At 64.3% G+C, this 15,148-nt stretch carries 15 protein-coding genes; 8 read left to right on the top strand and 7 right to left on the bottom strand.

Translation table 11 applies throughout. The annotated features are described in order from the left end of the window. Nucleotides 1-120 precede the first annotated feature (120 nt). A complete protein-coding gene (locus ABIB66_RS19940; protein ID WP_354210066.1) occupies nt 121-816 on the bottom strand; it encodes an outer membrane protein in 696 nt (231 codons plus the stop codon). Between the two features lie 459 nt (nt 817-1,275). On the opposite strand from ABIB66_RS19940, the gene ABIB66_RS19935 reads away from it, so the two are divergent. Together ABIB66_RS19935 and gyrA are read left to right on the top strand one after the other, a co-directional pair. Next, nucleotides 1,276-1,773, top strand: a complete 498-nt coding sequence (locus tag ABIB66_RS19935) for a single-stranded DNA-binding protein (RefSeq protein ID WP_007590726.1) — start codon at nt 1,276-1,278, stop codon at nt 1,771-1,773. A 372-nt stretch (nt 1,774-2,145) separates the two neighbouring features. Continuing rightward, nucleotides 2,146-4,890: a DNA gyrase subunit A gene (gyrA, locus tag ABIB66_RS19930; RefSeq protein WP_354255336.1), complete on the top strand. Its 2,745-nt coding sequence runs from the start codon at nt 2,146-2,148 to the stop codon at nt 4,888-4,890. Between the two features lie 135 nt (nt 4,891-5,025). On the opposite strand, the gene ABIB66_RS19925 is transcribed toward gyrA, so the two are convergent. Together ABIB66_RS19925 and ABIB66_RS19920 are read right to left on the bottom strand one after the other, a co-directional pair. Beyond that, on the bottom strand, nt 5,026-6,879 hold the full coding sequence (locus tag ABIB66_RS19925) for a potassium transporter Kup (protein WP_354210108.1): 1,854 nt from the start codon (nt 6,877-6,879) through the stop codon (nt 5,026-5,028). A 215-nt stretch (nt 6,880-7,094) separates the two neighbouring features. Next, nucleotides 7,095-7,352 carry a hypothetical protein gene (locus tag ABIB66_RS19920; RefSeq protein WP_275171173.1) on the bottom strand — a complete coding sequence of 86 codons (258 nt, stop codon included), beginning with the start codon at nt 7,350-7,352 and terminating at the stop codon, nt 7,095-7,097. 248 nt (nt 7,353-7,600) lie between these two features. On the opposite strand from ABIB66_RS19920, the gene coaD reads away from it, so the two are divergent. The 5 genes from coaD to queA all read left to right on the top strand — a co-directional run bounded on the left by coaD (nt 7,601) and on the right by queA (nt 10,809). Continuing rightward, the gene (gene coaD / locus ABIB66_RS19915) at nt 7,601-8,095 is read left to right on the top strand and encodes a pantetheine-phosphate adenylyltransferase (protein ID WP_275171172.1); all 495 of its coding nucleotides are present in this window, start codon (nt 7,601-7,603) and stop codon (nt 8,093-8,095) included. A gap of 41 nt (nt 8,096-8,136) precedes the next feature. Further along, a complete protein-coding gene (locus ABIB66_RS19910) occupies nt 8,137-8,700 on the top strand; it encodes a peptidylprolyl isomerase (protein WP_354210063.1) in 564 nt (187 codons plus the stop codon). A gap of 8 nt (nt 8,701-8,708) precedes the next feature. After that, nucleotides 8,709-9,134 (top strand): UCP034077 family protein, encoded by a 426-nt coding sequence (locus ABIB66_RS19905; protein ID WP_354210062.1) that lies wholly within the window; start codon nt 8,709-8,711, stop codon nt 9,132-9,134. Then, complete coding sequence (locus ABIB66_RS19900) at nt 9,131-9,595, top strand: peptidylprolyl isomerase (RefSeq protein ID WP_007590736.1); 465 nt, start codon at nt 9,131-9,133, stop codon at nt 9,593-9,595. The genes ABIB66_RS19905 and ABIB66_RS19900 overlap by 4 nt, the downstream gene beginning before the upstream one ends. A gap of 143 nt (nt 9,596-9,738) precedes the next feature. After that, nucleotides 9,739-10,809: a tRNA preQ1(34) S-adenosylmethionine ribosyltransferase-isomerase QueA gene (gene queA, locus ABIB66_RS19895; RefSeq protein WP_354210061.1), complete on the top strand. Its 1,071-nt coding sequence runs from the start codon at nt 9,739-9,741 to the stop codon at nt 10,807-10,809. A gap of 95 nt (nt 10,810-10,904) precedes the next feature. On the opposite strand, the gene ABIB66_RS19890 is transcribed toward queA, so the two are convergent. Both ABIB66_RS19890 and ABIB66_RS19885 read right to left on the bottom strand, forming a co-directional pair. After that, nucleotides 10,905-11,942 (bottom strand): aspartate-semialdehyde dehydrogenase, encoded by a 1,038-nt coding sequence (locus tag ABIB66_RS19890; protein WP_354210060.1) that lies wholly within the window; start codon nt 11,940-11,942, stop codon nt 10,905-10,907. Nucleotides 11,943-12,160: 218 nt separating this feature from the next. Then, nucleotides 12,161-12,763 (bottom strand): PepSY domain-containing protein, encoded by a 603-nt coding sequence (locus ABIB66_RS19885; RefSeq protein ID WP_354210106.1) that lies wholly within the window; start codon nt 12,761-12,763, stop codon nt 12,161-12,163. Here ABIB66_RS19885 and ABIB66_RS19880 point away from each other — a divergent pair. Next, the gene (locus tag ABIB66_RS19880) at nt 12,762-12,935 is read left to right on the top strand and encodes a hypothetical protein (protein WP_354255528.1); all 174 of its coding nucleotides are present in this window, start codon (nt 12,762-12,764) and stop codon (nt 12,933-12,935) included. The two genes, ABIB66_RS19885 and ABIB66_RS19880, sit on opposite strands and share 2 nt — an antisense overlap. Before the next feature lie 77 nt (nt 12,936-13,012). Here ABIB66_RS19880 and ABIB66_RS19875 read toward each other — a convergent pair whose 3' ends face one another. Then, nucleotides 13,013-13,759, bottom strand: a complete 747-nt coding sequence (locus ABIB66_RS19875) for a TetR/AcrR family transcriptional regulator (protein WP_354210059.1) — start codon at nt 13,757-13,759, stop codon at nt 13,013-13,015. Nucleotides 13,760-13,893: 134 nt separating this feature from the next. Then, nucleotides 13,894-15,078: a patatin-like phospholipase family protein gene (locus tag ABIB66_RS19870; RefSeq protein WP_354210058.1), complete on the bottom strand. Its 1,185-nt coding sequence runs from the start codon at nt 15,076-15,078 to the stop codon at nt 13,894-13,896. Between the last annotated feature and the right edge of the window lie 70 nt (nt 15,079-15,148).

Genomic DNA, 15,148 nt, shown 5'->3' with positions numbered 1-15,148 from the left:
TGGCGGCATCTGGCAGGAGCAGGGCCTTGCGGAACTGCGCAGGAGCGGCCGGTCAAACAAAAAGGCCGGCGCAAGGCCGGCCTTTCGTAACGCGGATGGCGTTGGAGCTAAGTACTGAACTCAGTACTTGGCGACCACCGGGCCCCCGAAGTGATAGTTCACGCCGACCTGCACGGTGTGGAAGTTGAGCGTGCCGGACGGCAGCGCAGCGCCGAGGCTCGAGAAGTAGTTCTCGCTGCCGAGGCTGCGATAGAGGTACTCGCCCTTGACCGACCACTGCGGAGCGAAGAACGCTTCGACGCCCGCACCGACGGTCCAGCCGGAGTGCCACTTGCTGTCCGAAGCGGTCACGCCGAGCGCGCTGATGCTCAGCTTGTTGTCGATCCAGGCGTAACCACCGGTGCCGTAGAACAGCACCTGGTTGACGGCGTAGCCGATACGGCCGCGCACAGTGCCCATCGCATCGGTCTTCGAGCTGAAGGTGGTGCTGACGACGCCAAATCCGGGGACGGCAACTGGACCAGTCACAGACGCGTTGACGTCAGCCCAGGCGCCATCGGCCTCGATGCCGAACACGACATTGCCGGTCTGCCAATTGTAGCCGGCGGTGCCGCCGACGAAGCCGCCCTGCATCCGCGGGCTGTTCGAATCTTCCCAGGCGCCGCCACCGACGACACCGAGGTAGAAGCCGGTCCAGTTATAAACCGAAGCCATGGCCACCGGGGCCTTGGTGTAGGGGCGCGCCGCGAGATCAGCGGCCGAAGCCGGGGCAGCGAGAGCGAACAAACAGGCCGAAGCCAACAAAACCTTTTTCATTTTCAACTAATCCCAGTCCCAGTTTCTGATTGTGCCTTCCACGATAGGGAAGGGCATCGGACTCACTTGCCCAACTAAGGCCGTACTTACACCATTGAAGCCGCAAGTTGTGTCACTGGAAAGCCACAGCGGCCTGAAAATGGTGCAGTTGCTGACCTATTGTTCCCGTAGAGGGCAAGCCTTCCTTCCTTCCAGGAACCTACAAAGGTCCATTTGACGCGTGCCTTTTCACAGCACATTGGCGATCGATCCCACACATTCGGTCCTGTCATTCGCCAAGAACAAATCTGGAACGAACTGGAGGTCGATGCTATATGTGGGGATAACCGGAGGGGTGACGGACGGATCGGCGGCCGCAAGCGTTCGGCGAGCGTATAGGGTCGCCTCGACGGGCACGGCGGAACGCGGGGAGCGGACCGGCCTTCTTGAATTCAGTGGCATTCGGAGTGGAGAGCGGAGATGGCGGGAAGCGTCAACAAGGTCATTCTGGTTGGAAATCTCGGCAAGGATCCCGAAATCCGCCGCACCCAGGACGGGCGGCCGATCGCCAATCTGAGCGTCGCCACGTCGGAGACGTGGCGCGACAAGGCGACTGGCGAGCGCAAGGAAAAGACCGAGTGGCACCGCGTCGTGATCTTCAATGAAGGGCTCTGCAAGGTCGCCGAACAATATCTGAAGAAGGGCGCCAAGATTTACGTCGAGGGTGCGCTCCAGACCCGCAAATGGACCGACCAGAGCGGCGTCGAAAAGTACTCCACCGAAGTCGTGCTGCAGGGCTTCAACTCCACCCTGACGATGCTGGACGGTCGTAGCGGCGGCGGCGGAGGCGGCAGCTTCGGCGACGAGCCGGGCGGCGATTTCGGCTCCTCCGGTCCCGTCAGCAGCGCGCCGCGGCGCCCTGTAGCGGCCGGCGGCGGTGGCCGCAACAGCGACATGGACGACGATATCCCGTTCTGAGCGATACCGTTCTGAGAACGCGGCGTCTCGATGCGGACGCGCCGGCCGGATGGGCGGCGCTTCTCATCTCGTGTCAGAAAATCCCGCTAATCGGCAGGACGGGCTCGGGATTTCCGGGCCCGCTTCATGTTTGGGTTGAGTTCGGATTGCGGCTTGGCAAACGCGCTGATGGGGCAGGCTTGGCGCGCGGTTTTCCACGCGTGACCGGCAATTTTGCAAGGTCGATGCGGGGGCTGACCGAGACACTGCTCGCGAGGGCTTAAGTTATTGGAAAAATAGGCGGAAAAAGCGCTTCCCAGATCGCCGCGAGGGTGGTTATCAGAGGCTCGATGCGCTATATGATTCCCAGATAAAACCTCACCGGATTTCCCCTTGGCTGACGACGACGACAAGCCCGGCGACCAGCCGGCGCAACCCTCGGATATTCGCCCCGTCTCCATCTTCGAGGAGATGAAGAAGTCCTATCTCGACTACGCCATGAGCGTGATCGTGGCGCGGGCGCTGCCTGACGCCCGCGACGGTCTCAAGCCGGTGCATCGCCGCATCCTGTACTCGATGAACGAGCAGGGGCACACGCCGGACAAGAAGTACGTCAAGTCCGCCCGCGTGGTCGGTGACGTCATCGGTAAATATCATCCGCATGGCGACCAGTCGATCTACGACGCCATGGTCCGGATGGCGCAGGACTTCTCCATGCGCGTGCCGCTGATCGACGGCCAGGGCAATTTCGGCTCGGTCGACGGCGATCCTCCGGCGGCCTATCGTTATACCGAAGCCCGATTGACCAAGGTGGCGCTGGCTCTGCTGGCCGACATCGACAAGGACACGGTCGACTTCCAGCCGAACTACGACAACAACGAGACCGAACCGTCGGTCTTGCCGGCCAAGTTCCCGAATCTCCTCGTCAACGGCGCCGGCGGCATTGCGGTCGGCATGGCGACCAACATCCCGCCGCACAATCTCGGCGAGGTCATCGACGCCTGCGTCGCGCTGATCGACAACCCCACGCTCACCATCGACGAGCTCATCAACATCGTGCCGGGACCGGATTTCCCGACCGGCGGCGTCATCCTCGGACGGCAGGGCATCCGCGCCGCCTATCACCTCGGCCGCGGCTCCGTGATGATGCGCGGCAAGGTCGCGATCGAGACCATCCGCAAGGAGCGCGAGGCGATCATCATCACCGAGATTCCCTACCAGGTGAACAAGGCGACGATGGTTGAGCGCATCGCCGAGCTGGTCAAGGAAAAGAAGATCGAGGGCATCGGCGACCTGCGCGATGAATCCGATCGCGACGGCTACCGCGTCGTCATCGAACTGAAGCGCGATGCCGTGCCGGATGTGGTGCTGAATCAGCTCTACAGGTTCACGCCGCTGCAGACGAGCTTCGGCGTCAACATGGTGGCGCTCGACAGCGGCCGTCCGCGGATCATGCATCTGAAGGACCTGCTGGCGATCTTCGTCGACTTCCGCGAGCGCGTCGTCACGCGGCGCACCAAGTTCCTGCTCGCGAAAGCCCGCGATCGCGCCCATATCCTGGTCGGTCTCGCCATCGCAGTCGCCAATATCGACGAGATGATCCGCGTCATCCGGACCTCGCCCGATCCGACCACCGCGCGCGACACCCTGATGTCGCGCGACTGGCCGGCCCGCGACGTCGAGGACATACTGACGCTGATCGACGATCCGCGCCACCGCATCAGCGAGAACGGCACGATCCGGCTGTCGATGGAGCAGGCAAGGGCCATTCTCGATTTGCGCCTGCAACGCCTCACCGCACTCGGCCGTGACGAAATCCGCGAGGAGCTCGACAAGCTCGCCGGCGAGATCGCCGACTATCTCGACATCCTGCGCTCGCGCGACCGCGTGCTTGAAATCATCAAGTCCGAGCTTGCCGAAGTGAAGGCCGAGTTCGCGACCCCGCGCCGCACCGTCATCATCGAGCAGGAAGGCGAGGTCGAGGACGAGGACCTGATCCAGCGCGAGGACATGGTGGTCACCGTCTCCCACGCCGGCTACGTCAAGCGCGTGCCGCTGTCGGCCTACCGGGCCCAGCGCCGTGGCGGCAAGGGCCGCGCCGGCATGCAGACCCGCGACGAGGATTTTGTCAGCCGGCTGTTCGTGGCGTCCACGCATACGCCGATGCTGTTCTTCTCCTCGCGCGGCCAGGTCTACAAGATCAAGGTCTGGCGCCTTCCGATGGCCGCGCCGAATGCGCGCGGCAAGGCGCTGATCAACATCCTGCCGCTGGAGCAGGGCGAGCGCATCACCACCATCATGCCGCTGCCGGAGGACGAGTCCACCTGGGGCAATCTCGACGTGATGTTCGCCACGACAGGCGGCAACGTCCGGCGCAACAAGCTGTCCGACTTCGTCGATGTCCGCCGCTCCGGCATCATCGCGATGAAGCTCGACGACAACGAAGCTATCGTCGACGTGCAGATCTGCACCGAGCACGACGACGTGCTTTTGACCGGCGCCGGCGGCCAGTGCATCCGTTTTCCCGTCACCGACGTGCGCGTGTTCACCGGGCGCACCTCGATGGGCGTGCGCGGCATTGCGCTTGCCGAGGGCGACAAGGTGATCTCGCTGGCGATCCTGCGCCACGTCGAGACGACATCCGACGAGCGCTCGGCGTACCTGAAGATGCGTCGTGCAGTGGCCGGCGAAGCTGCGGCTGAGGAGCCGGCGGCGGATGCCGAGGCCGAGGAGACCTCCGGCAGTTTCCAGCTCGCCCAGGAGCGTTATATCGAGATGTCAGCGGCCGAGCAGGTCGTGCTGACCGTCTCCGTCAACGGCTACGGCAAGCGGACCTCGTCCTACGAGTACCGCACCACCGGCCGCGGCGGCAAAGGCATCGTCGCCATGAGCGTCAACAACCGTAACGGCAATCTGGTCGCCTCCTTCCCAGTGGAGGATGCCGATCAAATCATGCTGGTCACCGACAAGGGCCAGCTGATCCGCTGCCCGGTCGAAGGCATCCGCGTGGCCGGCCGCTCGACCCAGGGCGTAATCGTGTTCGACACCGCCGAGGACGAACACGTCGTGTCGGTCGAGCACATCACGGAAGAGGCCGAGAGCGGGAACGGGACGAATGGAGACTCAAACGGGGAGTGATGCGTCACCCCCCGTAGCCCGGATGGAGCGCGAGCGAAATCCGGGTTCTTCATTCGAACGGTTGTCTCGGATTGCGCCTTCGCTCTCCGAGCGACGGCGGACAAGTCGCTCCATCCGGGCTAGTGCACTGACCAGCTAAATCTCCAACTCTGTGCCGAACTCCACCACCTGCTTGGTCGGCACGCCGAAGAACGCGGCCGAGCGTTCGGCGTTGCGTTGCAGAAAGGCGAACACGGTTTCGCGCCAGACCCACATGCCTGGCACGTCCTCGCGCGGGATGATGGTCTCGCGGCCGACGTAATAGGTGATGTCGGAGAGGTCGATGCCGGGCAGCTTGCCGTGGCGGCAGGCCAGGGTCAGCCCGTCATAGATCGTCGGATTCTGCATGAAGCCGTAATGCAGGATGACGCGGGTAATGCCGGGAATGATCTCGATCACCTCGATGCGGTCTTCGTCGGCGATGTGAGGAAGCTCCTCGATCAACACGGTGACCAGGACGATGCGCTCGTGCAGCACGTGGTTGTGCTTGACGAACTGGGTCAGCGCCAGCGGCACGCCGCGCGGCGCCGACGCCAGGAACACGGCGGTCCCGGGGAGCCTGGCGCTGCACTTGTTGACCGCGGTCTCGATCAGATCCTCCTCGGGCTGGCGCAGCTTCGCGCGTGCCGCTTCGACTAGCTTCACGCCGCTGCGCCAGGTCAGCATCAGGAAGGCGACGAACCCCGCGAGCATCAGCGGAAACCAGCCGCCCTCGAACAGCTTGATCGAATTGGCCGAGAAGAAGATCACGTCGATCACGAAGAAGAAGCCGTTCACGGCCACCACCAGCCACGGCGAATAGCCCCACTGGATCGCGACCAGGGCAGCGAGCAGCGTCGTGATCGCCATCAACAGCGACACCGCGATGCCGTAGGCGCCGGCCAACGCCTCCGAACTGCCGAAGCTCAGCACGGCGCCGAGGGTTGCGGCGGCGAGCAGCCAGTTCACCAGCGGCACGTAGATCTGGCCGATCGCGTCGCTCGTGGTGTGACGGATCTGCATGCGCGGCAGGAAGCCGAGCTGAATCGACTGCTGGGTCAGCGAGAACACGCCGGAAATGATCGCCTGCGAGGCGATCACGGTCGCGACCGCCGAGAAGGCGACCAGCGGATAATGCAGGGCGTCAGGGCAGAGCTGGAAGAACGGATTTTCGATCATGGTGGGGTCGGTGATCAGCAGTGCGGCCTGGCCGAAATAGTTTAGCACCAGCGCGGGGAGGCAGATCGCGAACCAGGCCAGCCGGATCGGCAGGCGGCCGAAATGCCCCATGTCGGCATACATGGCCTCCCCGCCGGTCACGGCGAGGAAGGCGGCCCCCAGGATCGCGAAGGAGACATGAAAATCCTGGTGGATCAGGAAGTCGAACGCATAGAGCGGGCTCAGCGCCGCCAGCACCGCCGGCGCCTTGACGATGCCGTGGATGCCGAGCGCTGCCAGCACGAAGAACCAGGCGAGCATCACCGGTCCGAAGATGCGGCCGATGAAGCCGGTGCCCTGCTTCTGCATCATGAACAGTCCGATCAGGATGACGACGGTCACGGGCACGACCGCCGGCGCGAGCGAGGGGGCGTCGACCTTCAGACCTTCGATGGCGCTGAGCACGGAAATGGCCGGCGTGATCGCGCCGTCGCCGTACAGTAGCGCGGCGCCGACGAGGCCGACGACCAGCAGATGCGCGCGCCAGGTGCCGGGTTGGGCGTTGCGGGCATGCAGCAAGGCCAGCAGGGCGACGATGCCGCCTTCGCCGCGGTTGTCCGCACGCAGAATCAACAGCGCATATTTCAGCGAGATGATCAGCAGCAATGCCCAGAGGATTAAGGAGGCAACGCCCAGAACGGCGTCGTTCGTCAATGTGCCGCCATGGGCGGCGGCCTTGGCGGCTTCCTTCAGGGCGTAGAGGGGGCTGGTGCCGATATCGCCATAGACCACCCCGAGGGCGCCCATGGTCATCGCAAGCGGCAGTGGATCAGGTTGATGGCCGGAGGCAACCGCGGGCGTACTGGACAATGGCGACCCCCCGATGGGATCGCGCCCGACGGGTCATTCCGACGGGCGCGAGCATCAGGCAGTCTGCGACGGGACGTCGCAAATATCCATGGGTTATCTTTGGGGTTTGTCGTTGGGACTTATCGCGAGGATTCCTGACGCGAAACTGACAGACCCGGCTACGGAGTGCGGTTGGCAGTCACGAGGCGAGCCTCGCGGATATTGGCTTTGGTGCCGGCCTGCCGAAGGCAAGACGCCTCGAAGTTCGGCCAGGCCTGCTGCGAGCAGTCCTTGCCGACCGTGCGGATATCGAGCCGGTCGCTCTTGGCGAGCGGCTGCGGCACGCTCGCCTCGACGGTCGGGGCGAAGCCGGGCAGGAGGGTGAGGGCGGCAGCAACACACGCAGAGATGGCGATCGCCGAAAGAGCCTTGATCATGACAGTCCCCTGTGATGCGGCCGCTACGCCCAGTGTGCGGCCCGTCGTTCGTTGGCCGGATTAGTAACCATGGCCAGTTTCCGGACGTCTTCGCGACCGCGGGAAATGGTTTCGTTCGCGCTCCGTTTTGTTTCGTGGCCGCCCTCAGGACGAAACAATTGGGCGCATTCCGACGCGGTTCTTGCGGAAAAACCGCCAGGGAACCGGACCGGCTTGCCGGGCCGGGCAGGGCGCGGTAGGACGTGGCCATGCCCCGCATTGCCTTCTATCCAGGTTCCTTCGACCCCATCACCAACGGCCATCTGGACGTGGTCCGCCACAGCGTGTCGCTGTGCGACAGACTCGTTGTCGCGATCGGGGTGCACCCCGGCAAGAAGCCTCTGTTCTCGACTGAGGAGCGGCTGAAGATGCTCCATGACGTCTGTGGGCCGGTGGCGGCCCAGGCCGGCTGCGTGCTCGAAGCCGCGACATTTGACGATCTGTCGGTGACATCGGCGCGCAAGCACGGTGCGACGATCATGATTCGGGGCCTGCGCGACGGCACCGACCTCGACTACGAGATGCAGCTCGCCGGCATGAACGAGGCCATGGCGCCCGAGGTGCATACGGTCTTCCTGCCGGCTTCTCCCATGGTCCGCCCGATCACCGCCACTTTGGTGCGCCAGATCGCTGCCATGGGCGGGGACGTCTCGGCCTTCGTCCCGCCGCTGGTTGCGGCGCTGCTCAAGGCAAAATTCGCCTGATAACGGCGCGTTTCCTGTCTCATCTCTGATCCGGAGTTATCATGATCCGAATTCTCGCATTTGTTGCCGCGGTTCTGTTCGCGGTGCCGGCCTTCGCGCAAGCCTTGCCGGCCGGCCTCGACAAGGCCAACGCCATCGTCATCGAATCCACCAAGGGCCGCATCGTCATCAAGCTGAGGCCGGACCTTGCGCCCCAGCACGCCGAGCGCATCAAGCAGCTCGCGCGCGAGGGTTATTACAACAACGTGCCGTTCCACCGCGTCATGGATGGCTTCATGGCGCAGACCGGCGACGGTCAGAACTTCAACGGCACCGGCGGCTCGAAATATCCGAACCTGAAGCAGGAATTCTCCAAGGTGCATTTTGCGCGCGGCATCGTCGGCATGGCCCGGCGCGGCGACAGCGTCGACACCGCCAATTCGCAGTTCTTCATCATGTTCGCCGACGGCGGCAGCCTCGACAACCAGTACACCGTGATCGGCGAGGTCGTGCAGGGCATGGACGTCGTCGACAAGCTGAAGAAGGCACCTCCCGGATCAAGCGGCGGCACCGTCACCGATCCCGACAAGATGGTGAAGGTGCAGGTCGCTTCCGACATCAAGTAGGAGAGGCGATGGCGCGCAGCGGTGGCAAGCTCCTGCTAATTGCCGCGGTGCTGCTGCTCGGCGTCTCCGGCGCGGTCGCCGAGGACGCACAGGTCAACACCATCCAGGACATCTTCCGGCATCTGCGCACCTGCTGGAAGCCGCCGCCCGCCGCCAGGGCCCGCCCGATCGACATCACCGTCGTCGTGAGCTTTAACCGGGCTGGAAACATTCTGGGCCATCCGAGGATTACCTATGAATCCGCGGAGGCCTCCGACGATGACCGGCTGCAATACCGGGTAGCGGTAATGGAGGCATTGCAACGCTGCACGCCGATGCCATTTACCGATGCGATGGCCGGCGCCGCTGCGGGGCGTCCATTCGCGATCCAGTTTCGCAACCGCAAAACTTCACCTGACAGGACTTCACCCCCAACCCAAGAGAGACGAGCATGAGCGCCACCGAAAACACTTTGATCCTCGAGACCACGCAGGGCCCCGTCACCATCGAGATGCGGCCTGATCTGGCGCCCGGCCACGTCGCGCGCATCAAGGAACTCGTGCGTGAAGGCTTCTACGACGGCATCGTGTTCCATCGCGTGATCGACGGCTTCATGGCGCAGACCGGCTGCCCGCAGGGCACCGGCACCGGCGGCTCCGGCAAGAAGCTGAAGGCCGAGTTCAACAAGGAGCCGCATGTGCGCGGCACCACCTCGATGGCGCGCGCCGCCAGCCCGGATTCCGGCGACAGCCAGTTCTTTATCGTGTTCGACGACGCCCGCTTCCTCGACAACCAGTACACGGTGTGGGGCAAGGTCACCGAGGGCATGGAGAACGTCGACAAGATCAAGCGCGGCGAGCCTGTGCAGAACCCCGACAAAATCGTCAAGGCGCGGATGGCGGCTGACGCGGAGTAGGCGTTCAACCCTCATGGTGAGGAGGCGCGTAGCGCCGTCTCGAACCCATGAAGGCCGAGCTGCAGCAGCGGGGCCTTCATCCTTCGAGACGCGCGTTCTGCGCTCCTCAGGATGAGGAGTGACTGTACGGCCGTGAGCACGCGATGCGCACCGACCTCTTCGATTTCGATCTGCCCGCCGAGCGCATCGCCTTGCGCCCGGCGAGCCCGCGCGACTCCGCGAAGATGCTGGTTGTCGATCACGGCACGCTGCGCGACCAGATCGTCGCCGACCTGCCGCAATGGCTGAAGCCGGGCGACCAGCTCGTCGTCAACGACACCAAGGTGATCGCGGCGCAATTGAGAGGCCGTCGCATCGGCCGCGAGACCGAGCCGAAGATCGAGGCGACCCTGATCAAACGCCTCGACGGCTCGCGCTGGCAGGCGCTGGTGAAGCCCGCCAAGAAACTCATGGCCGGCGACCGCATCCGCTTTGGCAATGAGGGCAAGGTCTGCCTGCTCGGCCATCTCGACGCCGAAGTCGAGGCCAAGGGCGCAGAAGGCGAGGTGACGCTGTCATTTTCGTTCCACGGCCCGACATTGGATCAGGCCATCGCAGATCTCGGCAGCCCGCCGCTGCCGCCCTACATCGCCTCGAAACGCACGCCTGACGATCAGGATCTCGCCGACTACCAGACCATGTTCGCCGCGAATGAGGGCGCCGTTGCCGCGCCGACAGCCGGCCTGCATTTCACCCCGGCGCTGGAGCAGGCGCTGCACGCGCGCGGCGTCGGCATCAATCGCGTCACGCTGCATGTCGGGGCAGGGACCTTCCTGCCGGTGAAGGTGGACGACACCGAAGGGCACAAGATGCATGCCGAGTGGGGCACGCTCTCGGCCGAGACGGCGGAGCGGCTCAACACCGCGCGCAAGAACGGCGGGCGCATCATCGCGGTTGGCACCACGTCGTTGCGTCTGCTCGAAAGCGCAGCCGGCGAGGACGGCACCATTGAGCCGTTTGCCGCCGAGACGTCGATCTTCATCACCCCCGGCTATCGCTTTCGCGCCGTCGATGTCTTGCTGACCAATTTCCATTTGCCGAAGTCGACACTGTTCATGCTGGTGTCGGCGTTCTCCGGGCTGGAGACGATGCAACAGGCCTATGCACACGCGATCGCGACCGGCTATCGGTTCTATTCGTATGGCGATGCGTGTTTGTTGTTTCGGGCACCGTAGGGTGGTTAGCCGTAAGGCGTAACCCACCGCTTCTGTTTACGCGGTAGAGACAGTGGTGGGTTACGCTGTCGCTAACCCACCCTACGCACCTCCCGTTACGCCATCACCCGCTGCGGCAGCAGCTCCGCGATCTGCACCGCGTTGAGCGCTGCGCCCTTGAGCAGCTGGTCCGCCGCCACGAACATCGAGATCGAATGCCCGGAGGGGTCGCTGAGGTCCTTGCGGATGCGGCCGACCAGGACATCGTCCTGGCCCGAGGCGTCGATCGGCATCGGGAAGTAGTTCCTGGCACGGTCGTCGACGATCTTGACGCCGGGCGCTCGCGCCATGATGGCGCGGACCTGATCCTCGCTGATCGGCTTCTCGCATTCAAAGGTGATGGCCTCGCAATGAGCCCGCAACACCGGCACGCGCACGCAGGTGACGCCGATCGCGATGTTGTCGTCCTCGAAGATCTTGCGGGTTTCGTTGATGACCTTGGTCTCTTCGTCGTTGTAGCCGGTGTCGGGGTCGATCGCCGTGTTGTGGTTGAAGAGATTGAACGCGTAAGGATGCGGCATCACCTTCGGCGTATAAACCTGCCCGTTGAGGTTGGCGCGGGTGGACTCGACCAGCTCCTCCATCGCGGCAGCGCCGGCGCCGGAGGCAGCCTGGTAGGTCGAGATGATCACGCGCTTGATGCGGTTGGTCTGGTGGATCGGCCACAGCGGCACCAGCGCGGTGATGGCGGCGCAGTTCGGGTTGGCGATGATGCCCTTGTGGTCGCGGATGCGGTTCGCGTTGATCTCGGGGATCACCAGCGGCACGTTCGGGTCCATGCGGAAGGCGGAGGAGTTGTCGACGACGACGGCACCCGCCTTGACCGCGATCGGCGCGAACTTCTTGGAGATGCTGCCGCCGGCGGAGAACAGGGCGATGTCGACGCCTTCGAAGGCGCGTTCGGTCAGCTCCTCGATGACGACGTCTTGCCCGCGGAACGACACCGTCTTGCCGGCCGAGCGGGCGCTGGCCAGCGCCTTGAGCTTGCCGACGCGAAAGCCGCGCTTGTCCATGGTGGCGATGAATTCGGCGCCCACCGCACCGGTGACGCCGACAATCGCGACGACGGGATCGTTACTCACTTTGTCCTCCATTGATTTGAGAATTCAGACAACAAAAAAGCCCCGGACCAACGAGGGCGGGGCTTCGGTAGAGTGGATTGCGTTCTAGTCGACGACTACACGCGCACGCCTCCCCGGGCCCCGAAGGCCGTGGTGGTTTTGGTCGTGCGTTTGGTGGTCGTGAACATGGCGGGAGCTTATGCGGGAGAGTTTTGCGCCCGTCAATGGCTTTTCGGCGGGATTGGCCGCCGCTATTTGGTCCGGGCGCCCGGCGGTTCGAGGATGACCTCCTTGAGGTTGTCGCCACTGATGACGACGATCGCGAAATTCAGCCGGCCGCGTTCGCGCACCAGCCCGCCGCTGATCGCCTTGCCGGAGGCCGCGCGTTCGGCCACGTGCACGGCATCCGCAAGTCGGTGCTTGATGGCACCGAGCGCTGCGAGGTTGCTGCGGTCGTCGAGGTCGAGCTCGGCGAGAGGGAGGGCGGCTTCGCCGCCGACGAGCTCGCCGGTCGCGGCATTGATGGTGTGGCGCCAGATCCGGTCGTTGTGCAGGGTCTTCACCCGGTAGACCGGCACGCCGGAGGCCCCGTCGAAACTCACATCCGCCGTGGTGGCACCGGCGTGGCGGGCTTCTGCAATCGCCATGGCCTGGTTGATCGAGATCGACGAGCTGCGGAAGCGCTCGATCTCGCGACTGACCGCTTGGCGGTCGATCTCGGCGTCACCATCTGTGTCGCTGTGAAGGGCGGTCGGTGTGCCCGTGCTCAAGATCGCTCGCGCCGGCGCTGCGAGGAGGAGTGCGGACAGGGCGATCGCGAGCAATCCCGAGATCCGTCGTTTGGCTGTCGTCATGCTCGAAACCCTCGGCCAGCGAGTGTGCCGGATGATCGTAAAGAATTTGCGGCCGACCTTGGGCATCGGTCGGCCGCTGAGCGTCATGACGGGCTGTACCGCCGCGGCGATCGAGGCGGTGCGGACCTCTTTGGGGCTGGTGAAAAAGCGATCCGCATCGCCCTATAATTAAACCATACCGTATCGTTTTGTTTTGGTCAACGGCGCGGGCGCGGGATTCCTTGGAAAGATCGCAACCTCACGGAATTGTCAGCGCGACGGGCGCCGCCGCCGCGTGGTCTTGGCGGCGTCCTGGAGGCGGTCCGGGGGGCCAAGCGCACCGGCCAGGAACAGCTTGATGGCAATCCGCATGCGCTTTTCGGCGTCTTTCAGCTCGAGCGTCGTTCCGAACGTCGCCATGCGGTGGGTATGCCCCACGACGACGTCGAGAAACACCTCGGCTGCGATCGTGGTGTCTTCCATATCGAGCGCGCGTTGCTCCACCAGATGATCGAAAAAGCGTGCCGTGGTGGCGACGGCCTTGAGCCAGCCTTCTTCCTTGCCGAGCTTGGCGATATCGGGGAAGTTGATGGCCTGTGACGTCATCATGCGGCTGAAGGCGACGGCATCGGGACCGCAGGTGAAGCTCAGCATCTCGCGCCCGATCTCGACGAGCCGCTGTTCGACCGAGATGTCCGAGGCGCTGCCGAGCTGCGTCTCGGCGGCCGCGGATAGCGGTGCAAGCCATCGCGCGATCTCGCGCCGCAGCACGGCGGCGAACAATCCGCGCTTGTCTCCGTACCGGGCATAGACGGTGGGCTTGCTCACGCGCGCGGCTTCCGCGACTGCATCGAGCGAGGTGGCGTCGAAGCCGCGATCCAGGAACAGGCGGGTGGCGACCTCGATCAGCCGCTGATCGCGCTCGATAGCGGCGCTTTTCGTCGGGCGGCCGCCGCGCGATTTCGGCACCTCGCGCCGCTGAGCTGCCGGTCTTGTCTTGGTCGCAGTCAATCCCATGCCCAATGATTCCTGCGCGGTCGTGACATCAGTGATTGCTCTATAACGCGCAGCAACGGGTGCGTCATGGCTAATCTGGCCGGATGGGCCGCATCGTCAACCGTCTCGGCACCGCCCCGTTCCTCAGCGAGCGCTTACGGAGGCGTCGAAGTCCAGGCTTGGCCTGAAGCGGCCTTCTCATATCCGTACTGATACAGCGCCCGCATATAGGCGGTGTCGAACCCTTCCGAGGGGGCGGCCGGATAGTCGCGCGCGATATAGGAGAGATGGAAGCCCAGGCGGTTGCGCCTCGCGAAATCATAGGTCGAGAAGATGATCGAGCGGGTCTGCGACTGGGTGATCGAGGACAGGCTGCGTGAGGCGACGTCGATGGTGCTGTTGGAGACAAGCTCGAAATTGCGTTCGATCTTCTTGTTGACGAGGATGTAGATGTCCAGCTTCGCAGGGCCGGGAAGGCGACTGCCCTGGAAAAGCAGGGCTTCCGGCAGCGTCAGCACCGGGGCTGTCACGCCGCCGTCGACATGCATCTCCTGAAACCTGCGGCCCTCGCCTTCGGCGTCGATCATGATCGGCGGAAACACCAGCGGGATGCTGGCGGAGGCCGCCATCACGTCGCGAAACAGCTTGAGCGCCTCAGGCGTGCCGACCGCCGCGATCCTGCCCATGTCCCAGATCGCGGTGCGCTGGGTGTCGAGATCGGTCGTCACCACCAGCAGCCTTCGGCCCTTGGCGTTTTCACGCGCGACCTGCGCCATGATCTCAGGCCCGACATAGCGGGCGACGAGCTCGCGCAGCCGCGTGTTACCGAACAGGCCGGATCCGAACAGCACGCGCATGATGCTGGGATCGCTCAACAGGCTCTCGGCGACGCCGCTGGTGTAAACCTCCTTCAGCGTGTCGTCATATCGCGAGCCGAGAAACGCAAAGGGTGCAATCAGGCCGCCGGTGCTCACGCCCGAGACGACCGAGAAGGTGGGACGGGTTCTGGCCGCGGTCCAGCCGTTGAGCACGCCGACACCGTAGGCGCCATCCGCGCCGCCGCCTGACAGCGCCAGGTAGGACTTCGTCGCGGTGCTGGTGTCCTTCTCGAAGCTGAATTTCGTGATGGGTTCGTCGGCATAGCGCCGGAGCCCGTCGATATCGAGCACGCGCGATGTGCTGGCTTCGGTGGCCGTATAGGGCGTGCGGGGCAGGGAGGTGCAGGCGCCGAGCGCCAGGCTGCACGTCAGGACCAGCAATCCGAACAGGCGGGCGCCTGGGCCGGCCGTGTCAGTCGAACTTGAGGGGAAGGACATTGTCGGTGGCTGGCGATCACGCATTTACCGCCGCCGGCAACGTCGCCGCGGCAGCTCGTCCAACCCCCAAGGTAAAACTACACTGTATCGTTTT

Origin of the sequence: Bradyrhizobium sp. F1.13.3 (assembly GCF_040548265.1) — a bacterium.
Taxonomy (GTDB): domain Bacteria; phylum Pseudomonadota; class Alphaproteobacteria; order Rhizobiales; family Xanthobacteraceae; genus Bradyrhizobium.
The sequence above is the reverse complement of the archived record's forward strand: the minus strand, read 5'-3'. Positions and strand labels throughout refer to the sequence as shown.